The 16978-nt window shown below is 44.6% G+C and carries 13 protein-coding genes; 4 read left to right on the forward strand and 9 right to left on the reverse strand.

Translation table 11 applies throughout. The features are described from left to right. The 6 genes from F9K33_08165 to F9K33_08190 form a co-directional block, all read right to left on the reverse strand. On the reverse strand, positions 1-870 hold an 870-nt coding region (locus tag F9K33_08165; protein ID KAB2879644.1), incomplete at its 3' end, for a hypothetical protein. Between the two features lie 236 nt (positions 871-1106). Continuing rightward, entirely contained in the window at positions 1107-2774 is a 1668-nt protein-coding gene (locus F9K33_08170) for an amidohydrolase (protein KAB2879645.1), read from the reverse strand. Positions 2775-2888: 114 nt separating this feature from the next. After that, positions 2889-4481, reverse strand: coding sequence for a sodium:proton antiporter (locus F9K33_08175; protein ID KAB2879646.1), 1593 nt, complete (start codon positions 4479-4481; stop codon positions 2889-2891). Between the two features lie 35 nt (positions 4482-4516). Continuing rightward, positions 4517-5023 (reverse strand): cyclic nucleotide-binding domain-containing protein, encoded by a 507-nt coding sequence (locus F9K33_08180; protein KAB2879647.1) that lies wholly within the window; start codon positions 5021-5023, stop codon positions 4517-4519. Between the two features lie 15 nt (positions 5024-5038). Beyond that, positions 5039-6262, reverse strand: coding sequence for a hypothetical protein (locus F9K33_08185; GenBank protein ID KAB2879648.1), 1224 nt, complete (start codon positions 6260-6262; stop codon positions 5039-5041). After that, on the reverse strand, positions 6229-8034 hold the full coding sequence (locus F9K33_08190; protein KAB2879705.1) for a sodium:proton exchanger: 1806 nt from the start codon (positions 8032-8034) through the stop codon (positions 6229-6231). The genes F9K33_08185 and F9K33_08190 overlap by 34 nt, the downstream gene beginning before the upstream one ends. A 448-nt stretch (positions 8035-8482) precedes the next feature. On the opposite strand from F9K33_08190, the gene F9K33_08195 reads away from it, so the two are divergent. Next, the gene (locus F9K33_08195; protein KAB2879706.1) at positions 8483-11116 is read left to right on the forward strand and encodes a glucosidase; all 2634 of its coding nucleotides are present in this window, start codon (positions 8483-8485) and stop codon (positions 11114-11116) included. Between the two features lie 228 nt (positions 11117-11344). Here F9K33_08195 and F9K33_08200 read toward each other — a convergent pair whose 3' ends face one another. Then, positions 11345-11698: a hypothetical protein gene (locus tag F9K33_08200; GenBank protein ID KAB2879649.1), complete on the reverse strand. Its 354-nt coding sequence runs from the start codon at positions 11696-11698 to the stop codon at positions 11345-11347. A gap of 185 nt (positions 11699-11883) precedes the next feature. On the opposite strand from F9K33_08200, the gene F9K33_08205 reads away from it, so the two are divergent. The 3 genes from F9K33_08205 to F9K33_08215 all read left to right on the forward strand — a co-directional run bounded on the left by F9K33_08205 (position 11884) and on the right by F9K33_08215 (position 15712). Further along, positions 11884-12888 carry a hypothetical protein gene (locus F9K33_08205; protein ID KAB2879650.1) on the forward strand — a complete coding sequence of 335 codons (1005 nt, stop codon included), beginning with the start codon at positions 11884-11886 and terminating at the stop codon, positions 12886-12888. Positions 12889-12996: 108 nt separating this feature from the next. After that, positions 12997-14856, forward strand: a complete 1860-nt coding sequence (locus tag F9K33_08210) for a HAMP domain-containing histidine kinase (GenBank protein ID KAB2879651.1) — start codon at positions 12997-12999, stop codon at positions 14854-14856. A gap of 124 nt (positions 14857-14980) precedes the next feature. Further along, positions 14981-15712, forward strand: coding sequence for a hypothetical protein (locus F9K33_08215; GenBank protein ID KAB2879652.1), 732 nt, complete (start codon positions 14981-14983; stop codon positions 15710-15712). 46 nt (positions 15713-15758) lie between these two features. Here the strand turns inward: F9K33_08215 and arsM are convergent, their stop codons facing one another. Both arsM and F9K33_08225 read right to left on the reverse strand, forming a co-directional pair. Further along, a complete protein-coding gene (arsM, locus tag F9K33_08220; protein KAB2879653.1) occupies positions 15759-16568 on the reverse strand; it encodes an arsenite methyltransferase in 810 nt (269 codons plus the stop codon). 28 nt (positions 16569-16596) lie between these two features. Beyond that, the gene (locus F9K33_08225) at positions 16597-16917 is read right to left on the reverse strand and encodes a winged helix-turn-helix transcriptional regulator (GenBank protein KAB2879654.1); all 321 of its coding nucleotides are present in this window, start codon (positions 16915-16917) and stop codon (positions 16597-16599) included. Between the last annotated feature and the right edge of the window lie 61 nt (positions 16918-16978).

The following is a 16978-nucleotide window of genomic DNA, read 5'->3' on the forward strand; positions in this document are numbered from 1 at the left end:
GGTTATAGTGATGGTCCAAGTCGTTTCCAACATATCTTCTGGAAACGTCGGTGGAAGCGGGTCGAGAGGGAAGGAATTTACAACCGAGGCATAGGCCGGAGTAACAAACGATTTATCGCAATCATAATCGACCACGTGCGATTCAAGCAGTTGTCCCTGCCGGTTCATTTTGACATGGATACGCATACTGCCCAGCTTTGCAAATGGACTGAAAAAGATCTTCGATGTAATAGCATACCATTTGTTTACCATCTTATTCTTCCACTTCAGCATGTACGGGGCAAATTCCCATTTATACGAACTCAATTCATATAAAAACCCCTGGGATGGGACTTCCGCCTCCCCGGTGATTTGTTCTTTAACGGATTTGCCGTCCGATTTTTTTAAAAATGGAAATACGGGTTGTACAACCTGATTATTCTGAAATCGATCATCTTCAGTTTTTTCAGTCTTTGAATCCTCGCCCATGTCGTCTTTTGTCGCTGACTCTTTGTTCTCAACCACGGCTACGTTTTTTGAATTTTTTAAATGGTCGGGAATATCCAATAACTCGTTTTTAGAGTCGCGATCGGATAGGATTTTTGCATCTTCCGGTTTGATCTCATTAGCTTTGGGGTTTTCCAGAAGCTCTCTTGCCTTTTCAATTTCCTTGTCCTCCATCAAATTCAGAATCACCATCTTTTCGTCGTTAGACAATGGTTTGATCGGAGCTACCTCATCTTTAATGATAAATTTCAATGAGAAAATCATAAAAAGATTAACGATAACGGACAGCAAAATACCCAATAATAACAGCTTCTGTGAACTGCTTAGTTGCGGCGTACGAATGATGATGAGCAGGGAATCCCCGGCTCGGACTCTAATTTTCATTATGATCAGAATTTACAAAATTACCGGCAACAAATAAGGGTTTTTTTTTGATGAAAATCAAGGTGAAGTTCCGAAGTTGCCGGCCGTGTTACCGATGTTTCGGCAGAGAATGTGCGGGCAGAATAAATTCTATTTTGAGAAACCCGAAACGATTAGACTCTTGAAGATAATTTTAGTTTAACCGGCTGAGCGATCTTTAAATATCGACAATGTTAATGACAATTCCGTTTCACGAGCTAAGGCGTTTTCCGGTATAGTATTTTGCCTCCGACAATCGTTAAGATTACCGACGTTTTCAATATTTCTTTTGGTTCTATTGATGTAATGTCTTTGTCCAAGACAACCAAGTCGGCGAGTTTCCCTTTTTCAATTGAACCTTTCAACTCTTCGTCAAAAGAAGCATAAGCGGCATTGATCGTAAACCCTTTGAGCGCTTGCATTACATTCATTTTCTGATCGGGGAACCATCCGCCTTCGGGATATCCTTGTTGATCCTGGCGGGTGATTGCTGCATAAAATCCCCACAATGGATTATTGGATTCCACCGGCGCATCGGAACCGTTACATAATATCGCGCCGCTATGTATGAACCGTTGCCACGCATAGGCGCCGAGAATTCGTTTTGGGCCAACGCGAGCTTCCGCCCAGTACATATCCGATGTGCAATGCGTGGGCTGAACGGATGCTATAACGCCGAGTTTGGCGAAACGCGGGATATCAAACTCATTGGCCACCTGAGCGTGTTCAATTCGCAAGCGTTTGTTAATGCCGTACATATTGGTGCGCAGAAGAGCTTTTTCGTAGGCATCCAGCGTCATTCTATTCCCGCGATCGCCGATCGCATGCGTGCATACCTGGTAGCCGTTTTCCAGAGCACGTTCTGTAATCTTTTGTATTCTGTCCGGATCGGTAACCGCAAGGCCGCTGTTTTGACTGTCGTCGGAATAAGGCTCAAGTAAAGCCGCGCCGCGTGAACCTAAAGCGCCATCCGCATATAATTTCACCGAAGTAATTTTTAGAAAATTGTCGACATGAGTCGTATCGCGTTCCTTTTGAAAATATTCGTCTATCAACGCTTGATTTGAGCCGTCCAACATAGCGTAAATTCGTGTTGTCAGATTACCGCGTTTCGACATACTTTTGTACAACTCTATTTTCCGCGGCCCGACGCCGGCATCATGTACGGAGGTTAATCCGGCTTTTAAACATGACTCCATGGCGAGTTCCAGCGCCAGGCTGTCGTCTTCGCGTGTCGGAATGGGAATAATTTTAGTAAGCAGGGAAGTGGCATTATCAACCAAAACGCCGGTCGGATTGCCATTCTTATCCCTGATGATGTATCCGCCTGCAGGATCGGGCGTGTTTCTTGTAATGCCGGCGGCATCCAGCACTTTTTGATTAACTAGAATGGCATGGCCGTCGACTCGTTTTAGCATGACATAATAATTTCCTGAGCATGCATTCAGTTTTTCCGCAGTAGGAAATTCTTTGACAGCCCAATCGTTTTGGTCCCAGCCGCGCCCAAATATCCATTCGTTTTTTGGTGACGATTTGACTTTCGCTTCAACTAATTTTAAGATCTCATCGTAAGAAGCAGTGCCCGTGAGATCGAGTTCTAACAACAAACGGCCGAGGCTATTCATATGCAGGTGCGCGTCTATAAATCCGGGAAAAACGGAAGCGCCTTGTAGATCTTCCGAGCGTGAAGCAACGTATTTGGATCGAATAGTTTCATTTTTTCCAACTTCGATGATTCGGCCATCGCGAACGGCAATGGCTTCGGCATTCGGGTTTTTATCGTCAACCGTAATGATGCGGCCATTGAGCAGTAATAGATCGGCATTTTCTCTAAGGCCGCAACCGGCTAAAGTAAGACAGAGTAATAGGATTGTTCGTGATAACATAATACCTTTGTTGGAGTTGGTTTATTTAAATATGTTGTCCTACATTACACAGCCTGACGCCGGAAAAATTCGAAAATAATGGTTTTGGTCAACCTCGCAAGGTGGGGAGCTAGTCTATTTATCCTCATTCCGTGTCCAACTAATGGTTGCCATCTGCGCGTCAAAATTTTTCATAAGGTCAATGGCGGCGTCCTCACAGATAATATTCTGTGTGTAAGCATTACGGATCACGGTGCGCTGCAGGGTGAGCATCTGGTAATAGGTATTCTGCAAATGTGAATCGGCCAACGCGGGGTTTTTTGTCTGAAGGCGGGTCAGACTTTGTTCCGCATTTTGGATCGTGAACTCGTACTGTTCTTTTAAGCTCTGGTACACCGAGGAGGTAATCATTCCGCTGTGGAATTCCGTATCTAAGGCGGTCAATACTGACTTTGCAGAAATGATAAGTCCCTGGCGTTTATCAAACTCGATCTGATCGGTGGAGATGGTTTGTAATTTGAAAAGTTTGAGGATCGGGCGCAGCGTGGTACCTTGAAGAATAAGAGATAAAAATACGATTCCAAATGTCAATACCGTCAATTGTTCCTTGTAGACCAACGAATCGGGAAGACTGATGACCAATGCCATGGACAAGGAACCTTTTAGGTTTCCCAGCACCAATACGTGCTGCCATTTGAACGGAATTTCGTCGGGCAACTCCTTCATTTTTCGTCTGCCAAAGATATTGACAAGCAATGAAAACGGATAAATAAACACAACCCTGCCAAAGTTGACGGCAAACAGCGCGATCAGAATAATTCCGAAATGATCCAGCAGCATCGTAAAATTAACTTGTAGTCCTATGATGATGAACAGTACGGAATTGAGCGTAAATGCTGCGAAACTCCAAAAAGAAGATAAGGCGATCTGTGTTGTGGCTGAAATGGCCATTCGTTGGCGAAACGTGCCCAGCATAAGCGACGTGGTAACGACTGCAACGATGGATGAGACGGTTAATTCTTCCGCTAATAGAAATATGCCGTAGATAACCATGACGGTGAACATGATCTCCACCAAATGATCTTTGACTTTTTTCATGACCCAGCCCGCGCCGTATCCGCCGGCCATGCCCAGCACAAAACCGCCTGCGTACGACAGAATCAGGCTGAGTGTAAAACTGGTGTAATTGAGTTCCTGCAAATTTAAGTTTTCCACCAAGATCAGGGAAAGAATCAATTTGAAAATGATGATCGCGGTGCCGTCGTTAAATAAACTTTCGCCTTCGACCAGCGTGGTCAGTTTCGCCGGCATCTTCAGTTCTTTGAATACAGATAAAATGGAGATCGTGTCCGTCGGCACGATCAGCGAAGCGAAAAGCAGGGCAGACATCCACGGAATATCCATCACTAAATGCGCCATCGCGCCCACAACAAGAATAGAAATGATCGTCCCCGGAATGGCCAGAGCAAATATGACCTTCCAATGTTGCCTCAGGTTGGTAATACTGGCGTTAAAGGCCGAATCAAAAAGCAGCGCCGGCAGAAAAATATAAATGATGATCGAAGGATCGATAACCATCGTTGGAAATAACTTCGAGTAGCCGAGCCCGAATCCAGCCAAAACTAATCCGATGCTGTAGGGCAATTTGACCCTACGTACAGCGATGGAAACGATGATCGCGATAAAAAGAAGTATCAGTACGGATATAAGGGTGTCGTGGGTTTGCATTGAGATCGTAGGAAAAGAGTTGGAATACGAATGTTTTATTTTTCAACAGCCAGCACAAATGCCGTCGTAAGTTTCAGAATATCCTTATTTGCCCTTTTTAGGCGCTCGCTGATAATTTTTGCCAAATTGCGGAATATAATTGTCCCGATTTCATAATCGGATTCTACGAGTTTCGTAAAATCCAATCTGGAAATGCTGGCCAATTGACATTTATTCACAGCCGTTACCGTGGCGGACCGTTCGCTTTTTTCTTCAAACAAAGCCATTTCACCAAAACACGCGAAAAACTTGGAACTCAGTCGAATAAGCGACTTATCTTTAGTACTGGCTTCGTAATTTTCCATTTTGATTGTCATGAGCTTGGAAATTTCTACTTCACCGTCGAGTAAGATGAACATTTCCTCGCCACGGTCTCCGTCATGGATTATCACGCTTCCGGCCGAATATTCAATTTCCCTCATGATTGATTTAAGTTTGATTAATTTTTCGCCGGTTAGCCCGGCAAAAATGGGAAACTTCTTTAGGAATTCAATTTCAAGCATAGTGAATTTCTCGATTTAATATTTCTCAGCGATAGCAATCGCAACATTATTCTTTTCGATTATATAATCCGAACCCGGATTAATGTTAACGGCCAGGCGTTCCTCTTCGGCAAATTTTTTGCCGGATTCTTGGAGTTTTTTTCGGATGAATTGATCGAGATACGAGTTATCATCAGAAAGCAAATCATTCAGCGCCATGCCTTTGGATTCTCTGGTGACTCCGATGAGGATGGCGCGTTTTTTTTCACTGAAATATGAGCACAGTTGGCCAAAAGTTTTACCAATGAATTCATCCGGAATGTCCATGCGCACAATTTCGTTTCCATAAGAGAAAGTCAGCAGTTCATCAACCACGCGAGGGACGCCAGGGCCCGTCACATGCATGGCGAGCAGGAAACCGCTATATTTGTCACTGATAACAACGTCGTCGGCCTTAGCTCGCCGTAAATGGGACACGTTATCAGGATTGATAATATGAGCGTACAAACGCACTTTCGGATTCATGTTTTTTACGGTCAATGATGTGATGATAGTTTTCTCATCGGTTTTATTGACGCTGATTTCATTAATGTCTGCTACGATAATCACGGATTCCGCCTGCCGGATACACGCCTTTTCTAAGATCGCGTCTTTTGAAAAATCTCCTGCAACGAAGCTGATCTCAGATTCAGTGTGTCGTGAGATTATTTCGCTTACCGGTCCAGGATCGCTGGAATTGACTAAAACGATGGATGGATAGTCCAATTCTTTTTCGAGTGTCAAAATGATATTCTCTATATTGAAATTCCATCCGCAGATCACAATGTGTCCTTTGAGTTTTACTTTTTCCAATCCTTGGCCCTTTCTAAGTCTTTGTTCAACAAATTTTGAAGAAATCGTAGCGGTCAGTACGGCAATAATGGATATTCCAAACAGACCGATGAAAGTGGCTGTAACCCGGCCCGCCGTGGTAACAGGGAAAAAATCACCATATCCTATAGTAAAAACAGTAATGAAAGCCCACCATATGCCGACTCCCCAATCCTGAATAATGTTACCCGCAGTTTTTGACGGATCTGTTTCCAAAATAAAAATGATAAATCCGCCGATATGGACGCAGAATAATAATGCAATAAAAATCTGGAACAACGTATTCTCTTTAAGAGCGAGTAACCTGCGTTTGAGGCGTTTTTTAAAATGTAGTTTCTTGGCCCTCATAGATATCTTTAGCTGATAATTTCTTCTCGTTGCTGCAGCCATTCTACTTGTGTTTTCTTCAGCACCGCGGCATGTTCATGGTCGTTTAACAGATCGCGTATTACGGGAATCAGATGCAATGCGGCAAGCGTACGAGGAAGAAAAACGTAGTCTGCGCCGTCAGCGTACATTTTTAATGCGCGGGATGCGCTCTCGGCTGTAACAATTATTTTCGCGTGCGGACAAATAGTCTGAAGTTGTTTGATCATTTTAAGATTATCCGTTCCGACCAATACCGTGTCCGGAATCGTAGAAATCACAATTTTGGCGTCATGAATTCCCGCGTGATGCAGCGTATCCATGTGGCTGATATCGCCGTAAATGGCCTTCACGCCAATGGCGTCTAACTTGGAGTGCACGTTAGGATTAAAATCAACCACAACGATTTTTTCAAGTAAATTAGCTTCCTCCGTATTTTCCGAGTTGTTAATTTCCTGGATGTCACGGATCAGCGAACTTGCCACACGAAAGAATCCCAGAATGGCTATCTCTTTTCCCTCTTCCTCGGCCTTTGTTTCAATTACGCCGCCGGCATCCTTCAGGCCAATTCGCGACAATAGCCCCGATATGCTGCTCTGTATCGATTGATTATATTTGATCAGGTAAGGGGCGCATACGGAGGTAATAACGAAGACAAAAATAATGATCGATAAGGTACTATTTCCTATATGTCCCGAACTGAATCCGATAGCCGCGATAACCAGAGAAAATTCGCTGAGATTTGCGAGATTGATCGACGGCAGGAGGCTGATACGATGCCCTTGTTTTAGGCTGTATAACACCGGAAATACGGAAAGAAACCGGCTGAGAATAAGAAATGCCGCCACGATGAACGCGACTCCGACAACGCCCAGATCATCAAACGGGTTCGGGACCTGCATACCGAGAGCGACAAAAAATAAAGTAACAAAAAAGTCCCGCAGACTGATAACTTTGGCGATAACGTCGAGATTATAAGGAAACGTCGAAATAGATATACCCGCGATCAGAGCGCCCATTTCTATAGACAGGCCGAGTAATCCGGCAACACCGCATATAAAAAAACACCAGCCGAGAGAGACCACCAGGAGTAATTCAGGGATCTTTGCAATGGATTTGAAAAGTCTTGGCAGGACATACTTGCTGATCAAAAGACTCATGGCGACTAATGCGCCGCCTTTTACGAATGAAAACAGAATTGTTCCAATTTCAGGATTGGCAAGATTAGGCTGGACGCCGAGTATGATTATTGCCCAAAGATCCTGAAAAACCAAAACGCCGAGGGTTATGCGGCCGCCCAATGTGTCGAGCTCAAATTTGCCATATAATAATTTGACCACGATCGCCGTGCTGCTGAGTGCACAACAGGCCGTCAGGTACAGCAGATCGTAATTTCCGCCGCCCACCGTAAACCCAAGAAGAGGAAAGAACGCCAGGCCGAGAAGGACACATATGATGAATTGAAAAACGCCCGATAGGATCAGCGCCTTGCCGGATTCCTTCAGCTTTTTCATATCGATCTCAAGTCCGATCATAAACAGCAGGAGAATCAAACCGATCTCCGCAATCACGGCTATATCCTCCTCACTCTTGACAAATGCAAATCCGATCTTAGGACCTATCACGACTCCTGCTGCAATGTACGCCAGTAGTAACGGTTGTTTCGCGAAGTGAGCCAGAAATGCCAACACGGTCGCAGCGAGAATACTAATACCAATACTCGACACCAGGTGGTGTCCTGAGCCGTCTCCTTCTCCGCCGGCCATCAGCACGGATGGCAGTAACAAGCAGAACATTACAGCAAAAAAGGACAGATAACTAACACGGTTTGGCCATATTTTCATCGGTTTTTCTCCAAAGTATGTAATAAATTAAATAATAAATTCCAGGTTGTTAAACAGGATTTGTATGGTCAAGAAAAGGATTGGTGATTGCTGATTAAACTTATGTACAAAATGACTTTGTTGCAATAATAAAATTGAAACTGGATTGAATAAAATTCATTTGGCTCTGAGAATTAGACTTGCAATTTAGTGCTCCGCCGTTTACATTTATCCAACCCATCGAAAATCAAGTCATTCGGTTCCAGTCAAATTTTAAATTGAGGTGCTTATGGCAATTTCCGGCAAGGCCAAGCCATTTTCAAAAAAAACTTCACCCAAAACTATGATATTCGGGATGGAAGAATTGAAAAAAGCAACCGGCCAAAGTGATGCAAAATCTCTGAATGCGGAACAAACGCGAATGAAGGAATTCACGCCCGGAGTTCCACCCTGGCGGCGATGGGGACCTTTTGTGGCTGAGAGGTCATGGGGAACCGTTCGCGAAGACTACAGCGCGAGCGGCGATGCATGGAACTATCTTACGCACGATATGGCGCGCAGCAAAGCGTACCGCTGGGGCGACGACGGCATCGCCGGCTTTTGCGATCGTTATCAGGTACTTACATTTGCGCCTGCGTTCTGGAACGGAAATGATCCTATACTAAAAGAACGATTGTTCGGACTAACATCCAGCGAAGGCAATCACGGCGAAGACGTCAAAGAATATTATTTCTACCTCGACGGCGTTCCCTCGCATGCTTACAATAAATATTTGTACAAATATCCGCAGTCCGAATATCCTTACCGGCAGTTGATTGAAGAAAACAAAAAACGTAACGGACAAGGCGATGAATTTGAATTGATTGATACCGGCGTTTTTGATCAGGATAAATACTTTGATGTTTTCATTGAATATGCCAAAGCGACCGGCGAAGATATTTATATCCGGATCGAAGTGTTTAACCGCGGCAATGAGGCGGCGCCGTTTCATTTTGTGCCCAATTTGTGGTTTCGTAACCGCTGGAGCTGGACCAATCCGAGAACAGGGGAACCAAGCATTCAGCCCGGGCCGAAAGGAAAAAATTTCGTCAGCATTATGAGCGACGACTCGACTATGGAGCCGTTCAATAATTTGCCGTTTCAATACCAGTTGGGTAAGCGGTATCTGTATGCAGAAGGCCAGCCGGATTCTTATTTTACCGACAACGAAAGTAATTTAGAGAAATTGTATCGTGTGCCGAATTCAAAGGCATTCGTCAAAGATGCGTTTCACAGGCATATCGTTAATAAAGAAAATTGCGTTAATCCGGAGAAGATAGGAACTAAATCCTGTTTTCATTTTAACGACATGATTCCGGCTAAACAGTCGAAGGTTTATCGATTACGTTTGACTTCAGAAACTTTGAGTGAGCCGTTCGAAGATTTTGACAAGCTGGTCAATCAACGGCTGAAGGAGGCGGACGAATTTTATGAAACGGTATATCCACCCCGGGCCAGCAAAGAAGAAAAACGTATCTTGCGCCAAGCGTATGCGGGTTTGTTATGGACCAAACAAATTTATTTATATGATGTCAATCACTGGCTTCTCGGGGACGATCCAAGCGCACCTCCTCCAGATTCTCGCTGGTCAATCCGAAATCATCACTGGCGCCATTTGAACTCTATGCGTATTATTTCCATGCCGGATAAATGGGAATACCCTTGGTTTGCCGCGTGGGATCTTGCTTTCCACACAATTGCCTTTGCAGATCTTGATATCGAATATTCTAAGGAAATGCTGTGGATCATGTTGTTCGAACAGTTCCAGCATCCTAACGGGCAAATTCCGGCGTATGAATGGGAATTCTCCGATCTCAATCCGCCGGTGCATGCCTGGGCAGTGTGGAAGGTGTACACGATGGACCGGGATAGAACGGGAAAACCCGATCTCGTTTTTCTTGAAAAATGTTTCCATAAACTGCTGATGAATTTTGCTTGGTGGATCAACAAGGTGGACGCGTCGGGAAACAATGTTTTTGAAGGCGGTTTTCTAGGGCTGGACAATATTACTGTCGTGGACCGCAGTGAAAAACTTCCTGACGGTGCGGTGCTGGAGCAGTCCGATGCGACAGGCTGGATGGGCATGTTCTGCCTCAACCTGATGCGCATATGCCTGGAATTATCCAAACATAATAAAGTTTACGAAGGACTTGCGACGAAATTTGTTCAGCACTACATCTACGTTGGCTCTGCCATGAAAAACATGGGCGGGCAGGGCATTGAATTGTGGGACGAAGAGGACGGATTTTTTTATGACGTGCTGGTTTATCCCAACGGCGGAGGCCACGAAAAATTTCGCGTGCGTTCGTTGGTCGGGTTGATCGCTATGTATGCCATCGACACGTTGAAGGACACCGATGTAGAACAGAACAAGGAGTTCGTTTCCAATCTTGACTGGTTCATACGCAACCGCCCGGATATTGTGCGGCGTTGCGTTTACAGTGATGAAGTTGACGGCCAGCGCAGGCACGTCCTGTCGATAGTCGATTCGCATCAGCTCAAACGCATCATGGAACGTATGTGGGATGAGGATGAGTTTCTCTCCCCTGCGGGATTACGCAGTTTATCGAAGCACCACGCAAAAGATCCGTATTTTTTCGGACAGAAAAAAGTAGAATACGAACCCGGCGAAGCGATAAGCAAGATCAAAGGCGGTAACTCCAACTGGCGCGGCCCGATCTGGTTTCCAACCAGTTATTTGATGATCAATTCGCTCGTTAAATTCGGCGAAGCATTTGGAAAAGATTTCGGAATTACGGTGGATGGAGAATTTATCACACCGCACAGAATTGCGGAAGAATTGGCCGAGCGTATGATCAAAATTTATGTGCCGGATAAGAACGGTAAACGAGCCGTGTACGGTAATATCAAAAAATTTCAGGAAGACACGCATTGGAAAGATTATCTGCAATTTTTCGAATATTTTCATGGCGAGACCGGGCAGGGGCTCGGGGCGTCGCATCAGACAGGCTGGACAGGACTCATTGCTACGTTAATACAGGAGTGGAGGAAGTGAGTTCGTTTACGCGTTATTTAACGACCATTAACCCGCTCGATAACAAATAATTCATTTTTCATAAATGCTCCTTTGGCTAAATTACGGCGAAACATAAAGGTGTCGTCAAATTTCCTCAAGTTTATCGAACAATTGGGTGCAATTTCTAATGTACGAATGCTGTGTCGTAGGAAAAAATAAAAAAACCCGCTGCATGAGCGGGTTTTTTTATGTTATAGCGGTAAAGGACTAGCTAACGTTCTTTGACACGAGTTTGGCAAGATCGAACATGGATACCTGATTCTTGCCGCCAAACAACGCACGAAGATTGGTGTCGGCGTTGATCATGCGCCGGTTCGTCTTGTCCTGCAGGCCGTTCTTTTTGATGTAATCCCAGATCTTCTTGATCATCTCGGTTCTCGGCCTCGGCTGGCTGCCGATAACCGCTGCAAGCGTCGCGCTGGGCGTCAGCTTGGCCATGAAAGCGGCGTTGGGTTTACGCGCCGATTTCTTTTTTGCCGGTTTTTTCTTCGCGGCCTTTTTTACGGTTTTCTTCGCAGCTTTTTTAGCCGCTTTTTTTTTGGCTGGTTTCTTTTTTGCCATGGTTTGTCTCACTCAAGTTAAGTTAAAGTATGTGTGTAGGTATACATAACAATGAAAAATGAAACTTTCAAAGGAAATATTCTTTTTTTTAAATATAGGATAGAATCCAAAAATTTGAATTCTTTTGCCAAATTGATTTTTTTTCTATAAAATCAACAATACTATAACCGACAGAATTTCTTTATATGTTCATGTATCTAAAAATTAGTTTGGTTTTATTTTTATTTTTTAAAAGCTGCGAACGGTCTTCTTCATCAACCGCTTCCAATGTTCCCATGGAATACGACATACTGTGGGAATCTGCCGGAGACATAAATGATCGTGTATATTGTTTACTGAATGTCGGGGCGACGTTATTTGCAGGAACGTATCATGGTTTGTTCGTCTCGACGGATAGCGGACAAACTTGGGTGATCTCCAAAGATGGAATAACCTTGACGACGATCCGTGCTATGGTTGAAAAAGACGGAAATATTTTCTTGGGAGGAGGAATTCTGGAAGGCGGCGTTTCCGTCTCGCGCGACGGCGGAAAAAGTTGGCGCGATGCAAAAAACGGATTGCCGAATACTTCGGTGAGTTCACTCGCCGTTAGCGGCCAGAAGCTATATGCAGGAACGTTTGGGTATGGCGTTTTTGTTTCAGAGGATAACGGGCTAAACTGGCGCGCGGCCAACAAAGGACTGCCGGCGACGATTGGCGACGTTACGGCCTTAGCGGCGGACGGGGAACAAGTTTTTGCCTGTATCAACAGTGACACCGGCGGCGTCTTTATGACCAATGATAACGGTTCCGTGTGGTTCAACATCAGCCGCGGCCTTCCTCCCGATCACGCGGATTTCACTTCGGTCGTTATTCGCGACAATGTTCTTCTGGTAAGCGCGGATGGCGATAGTGGTGGAGTCTTTGTCACTACCAACTATGGCGACAACTGGCGACGTATGAGCCTCAAGGATCGTTCCGTTACCTGTCTTGTCGTTAGCGGCCCCGTAATGATTGCCGGAGGGTTTGGCGGGGTGCAGTCTTCTACGGACAACGGTGACACATGGTTTGTTTCTGACAACGGCCTTTATCCACAGGGTTTACCGGATGTAAATTCCATTATACTGCTGCATGATCGCATTTTCGCCGGGTTAAATTTTGGCGGTGTATATTTTCTGATCCCCCCTAAAAAAATGTCTTATCTAAAGTAGCCTTCCGATCCGTTTTCCGAAATATTTTTATTCTCTCGGGAATAAACCACCCGATCAACGGTTGTTATCCCTTGTTATGCACGAGACGATCATAAAAAAAGGTTATGAATGATTGAATATATATTGACGGCCAATAGGTTGAATGAAGCGGCTGCCATTTCTATGAAGGCTACTGAATTGGAAAAGGATCTAAATTCCTACATACGGCAAGAAACAATTTTGCGGCATGTATTGGAAACGACCTCGCGCGTGACGGGTGCGGAATTCCTGCAGTTATTAGTCTGTCGTCTTGCCGATGCGCTGAACATGCGCTACGCCTACATTACCGAATGTGATGAAACGACTGTAGGGCGCGTCAAAACTCTTGCCGTATGGACCGGATCGGAATTCGGTCAAAATTTCGAATATGACGTTATGGACACCCCGTGCAAAGACGTCATCAACGGAAACGTTTGTTATATTCCCGATAATATACAAAAAAAATATCCTCGTGACTTGATTCTGGCCGAATGGAACGCGGGGAGTTACGTCGGTATCCCAATCAGAGATAAGGACGGCAAAGTTAAAGGACATTTGGCCGTTTTGGATGAAAACGTAGCCCACGATGAAGCGTTCATCCTGAACGTCCTGCATGTTTTCGCGTTGCGCGCTGAAAGTGAAATGCAACGCATGCAGGATGATCGAAGAATAGCGGAACAGATAGACCGTTATAAAGAATCGGAAGCCGAATTGAAAAAGAAAAAAGAGGAGTTGGAGAAAGTTAATGCAATCGTATCGGCTATCAATTCTGAATTGAATGCAAAAGATTTACTTCAGTCGGTTTTGGAGCATACTAAATTTATCCAAGGAGTAGATAAAACGACCGCGATTCTGTACGATAAGAACTCCGGGGCGTTTCGACTGACGGCAAGCACCGACCCGGAGATCAACAAAGAACTGCACATTGAGTTGACACCGGCAGAAGCGCACGCGAGATATGTGGAAGGTAATGAGGAAGTTTATGACGATATTTATATTATTTCACACGTCAAGGGGCGATGCGCAGAGCACAAGGTTGCTCATCTCGGATTGCCGGCAAGCATACTTGCTATGCGAATTACAATTCAGGAAGCCGTAACGGGTTATCTTATTTTTAACAACATGAACGATCAATGCGCATTCGACTATCAGGACATAAGGCTTCTTGCATTATTGAAGTCCCATATTCATTCTGCTCTGATTAAAATTCGTATGTTGGAGGAATTAACCGATCTGAACGGAAAGAAAAACGAATTTCTCGGTATGGCTGCGCATGATCTAAGGAATCCGCTGCAGTGTCTGTCTGGATATATCAGCATGATGATCACTGATATCCGGCAGGAGAAATTAGATCCCGATTCAACCCTGATGGATCTTGAATGCATGCGTAAGTCCACCCTCAGGATGGGCCGTATGTTGGACGAATTATTAGATATATCAGCTATCGAGTCAGGTCAAATCCGATTAGAAATGGAATACGGTAACTTACAATCGATCCTGTCTGAATCCATCGAAATGCATCAACGGCACGCGCAACAGAAAAATATTAAACTAAGCATTGACAGAAGGACGCAAGTTCCCAATCTGTATTTCGACCGCACGCGGATGATTGACGTGGTTGATAATTTACTGAATAACGCTATTAAATATACGGCTTCCGGCGGCTCGGTTGATGTGACGTTTCAAGTTTGGCAGGGAAGTATCGTAATGCGCGTATCCGATACCGGCTTGGGCTTGGACGAAACGGATCTTAAAGAAATATTTCGTAGTTTTAAGAAGCTTAGCGCAAAGCCCACCGGCGGTGAAACGAGTACTGGTTTAGGGTTGTTGATAGTGAAAAAGATTTTAGATAAACATGGCGGGTCCATCCAAGTTGAAAGCCGCAAGGGCGTTGGGTCAACATTCAGTATCTCTTTGCCTTTGACTCGTCATGAGAAAGATGTGTTGTAACAAAAAGAAGTTAAGAACGTAACATGTTGAGTTGAAGCGGAGGATGATGCAGATTCTTATTGCAAAATTCCGCTAATGTATTAAATTAGGCGGCGTTGAAATTTACTAATAGTGAGGTTTCGGAATGTTTAAATACTTGGTAATTGTTTTCTTATTAATTTCTACATCGGCGATTGCCGGCACGATGTCTGACGGCGATCAGGAATTTGTCCGGATGAATTATCCCGCCGCTGAAGACATTTATCTTTCCATTTTAACGCAGTCGCCGAAAAACGCCGACATCTTGTGGCGATTATCGCGGGTGTATGTGTGTATTGGCGATGTTACGCAGGACCATCAGCGCGAAACTTACTATCGAAAGGCTGTGGAATATGCCAGGAAAAGCATTGAAGCTAATTATGAAAAGTCAGAAGGGCATTCATGGCTGGCTGCAAGCCTGGGAAGTATTGCCATGTTTGAAGGAAGCCGAAGAAAGGTCGAATTGTGCCGTGAAATCAAGAGCGAACTCGATCTCGCGGTTAAACTGAATCCAAAGGACGATGTGGCTTACACGATTATGGGTTCCTTTTATCGCGCATTAGGAGGCATCAGCTGGGTCGAACATCAATTAGCTAATCTTTTGCTCGGCGGCTTACCGGACGGCGGTTATAAAGACGGCGAGGCGGCATTCAAAAACGCTATACAAATTTCTCCAAATGTTTTACGCCATCATTTTGAACTTGGCATGTTGTATTACGAATCGGGAAGAAAAGAGGAAGCAAAAAAAGAATTAAAAATTGCCAACTCCATGCCGATTCAATTAGCGAGCGACGCCCGGCGCAAACAGGTTACTCAAAAAATATTGGCAGAGTTTTGATCACCGATTAAATGATTTCCAGCTCTGCCATTTGTATCATAAAATTCTAAGCCGGCTTTTTGCCAAACACCGTGATACTAATGATCGATGCCCCGGATTTTTGGAATTCCTCTAATTCCCTTTCGCTCAAATACTCACGCAATATGCTGTCAGGAACATGGATCTGTTTTTGTTTTTGAATTTTTGTTTCTGTAAACCCAGTTCTGTCAATTATTCCCGTATAATCTTTTTTCTGTAAAGCGCCTGAGATGCAGCCGGCATACATTACTGCGGCTGATTCTATGGCCGGCGGCAGTGTTCCTTCCAGAACCACATCCGATATGCTGAAATGCGCGCCCGGTTTGAGAATACGGAATATTTCTGAAAACGCTTTGTTTTTGTCCGGAACTAAATTGAGAACGCAATTGCTGATCACCACATCGGTGGAATTATCTTCAACGGGCATGTTCTCAATATCGCCGAGACGGAAATCCATATTGGTAAAACCCAGCTTTTTGGTGTTTATATTTGCTTTCTCGATCATGGCCTCGGTCATATCGATGCCGATCACTCTGCCCTTAGGTCCTACCAGTTTGCGTGCGACAAAAGCGTCGTTGCCTGCTCCCGACCCGAGATCCACCACCGTATAGCCTTCGCGAATTTGTGCGAATTCCGTCGGGATGCCGCACCCCAGCGCCAGATCGGCATCCGGGTTGTATCCGTCTAATTTGGAATAATCGTCGCTGAAAACAGTATAGTCCACTGTGCCGCACCCACCCGCTCCGCAACAGGAGCCGGCATTTTCTGAATAAGATTGCAGGGCAATCTGGCCGTATTTTTCTTTGACCATTTTCTTTACGTTATCTGAAGTTTCCATATTTCAATTCCTTTCGGTTTACGTTAGGTTAACAGCATTTATCCAGTTTCTTAAAAAGTTTAGTCAGTAGTTTATCAAATCCTTCAACTGCTTTGGTATTAATGCAGTAGCAGGAAGTTACTCCTTCGATCGTTCCTTGAATCAAACCTGCGTTTTTTAATTCTTTCAAGTGCTGGGATACGGTGGCCTGCGCTAGCGGGATCACGTCGACGATTTCGCCGCAAATGCATACATTCTGTTCCGCCAGCTTTTTCATGATGGCAATACGGGCCGGGTGGGCAAGGGCTTTGGCAAATGCCGCCAGCTTTATGTCTTCTGCATCAAAAGCATCTTTTTTCTGCGCCGCCATGGCACGTTCCTTTCTTTATTGTATATCGTAGATATACGATATATTAATGGATAAGTTTCAT

Source organism: bacterium (assembly GCA_008933615.1).
Taxonomy (GTDB): domain Bacteria; phylum CLD3; class CLD3; order SB21; family SB21; genus SB21.

Coding starts and splice junctions, on each gene's coding strand:
- F9K33_08170 (KAB2879645.1), bottom strand. CDS start 2,774: ATGTTATCACGAACAATCCTATTACTCTGTCTTACTTTAGCCGGTTGC.
- F9K33_08175 (KAB2879646.1), bottom strand. CDS start 4,481: ATGCAAACCCACGACACCCTTATATCCGTACTGATACTTCTTTTTATC.
- F9K33_08180 (KAB2879647.1), bottom strand. CDS start 5,023: ATGCTTGAAATTGAATTCCTAAAGAAGTTTCCCATTTTTGCCGGGCTA.
- F9K33_08185 (KAB2879648.1), bottom strand. CDS start 6,262: ATGGCTGCAGCAACGAGAAGAAATTATCAGCTAAAGATATCTATGAGG.
- F9K33_08190 (KAB2879705.1), bottom strand. CDS start 8,034: ATGTTCTGCTTGTTACTGCCATCCGTGCTGATGGCCGGCGGAGAAGGA.
- F9K33_08195 (KAB2879706.1), top strand. CDS start 8,483: ATGAAGGAATTCACGCCCGGAGTTCCACCCTGGCGGCGATGGGGACCT.
- F9K33_08200 (KAB2879649.1), bottom strand. CDS start 11,698: ATGGCAAAAAAGAAACCAGCCAAAAAAAAAGCGGCTAAAAAAGCTGCG.
- F9K33_08205 (KAB2879650.1), top strand. CDS start 11,884: ATGTTCATGTATCTAAAAATTAGTTTGGTTTTATTTTTATTTTTTAAA.
- F9K33_08210 (KAB2879651.1), top strand. CDS start 12,997: ATGATTGAATATATATTGACGGCCAATAGGTTGAATGAAGCGGCTGCC.
- F9K33_08215 (KAB2879652.1), top strand. CDS start 14,981: ATGTTTAAATACTTGGTAATTGTTTTCTTATTAATTTCTACATCGGCG.
- arsM (KAB2879653.1), bottom strand. CDS start 16,568: ATGGAAACTTCAGATAACGTAAAGAAAATGGTCAAAGAAAAATACGGC.
- F9K33_08225 (KAB2879654.1), bottom strand. CDS start 16,917: ATGGCGGCGCAGAAAAAAGATGCTTTTGATGCAGAAGACATAAAGCTG.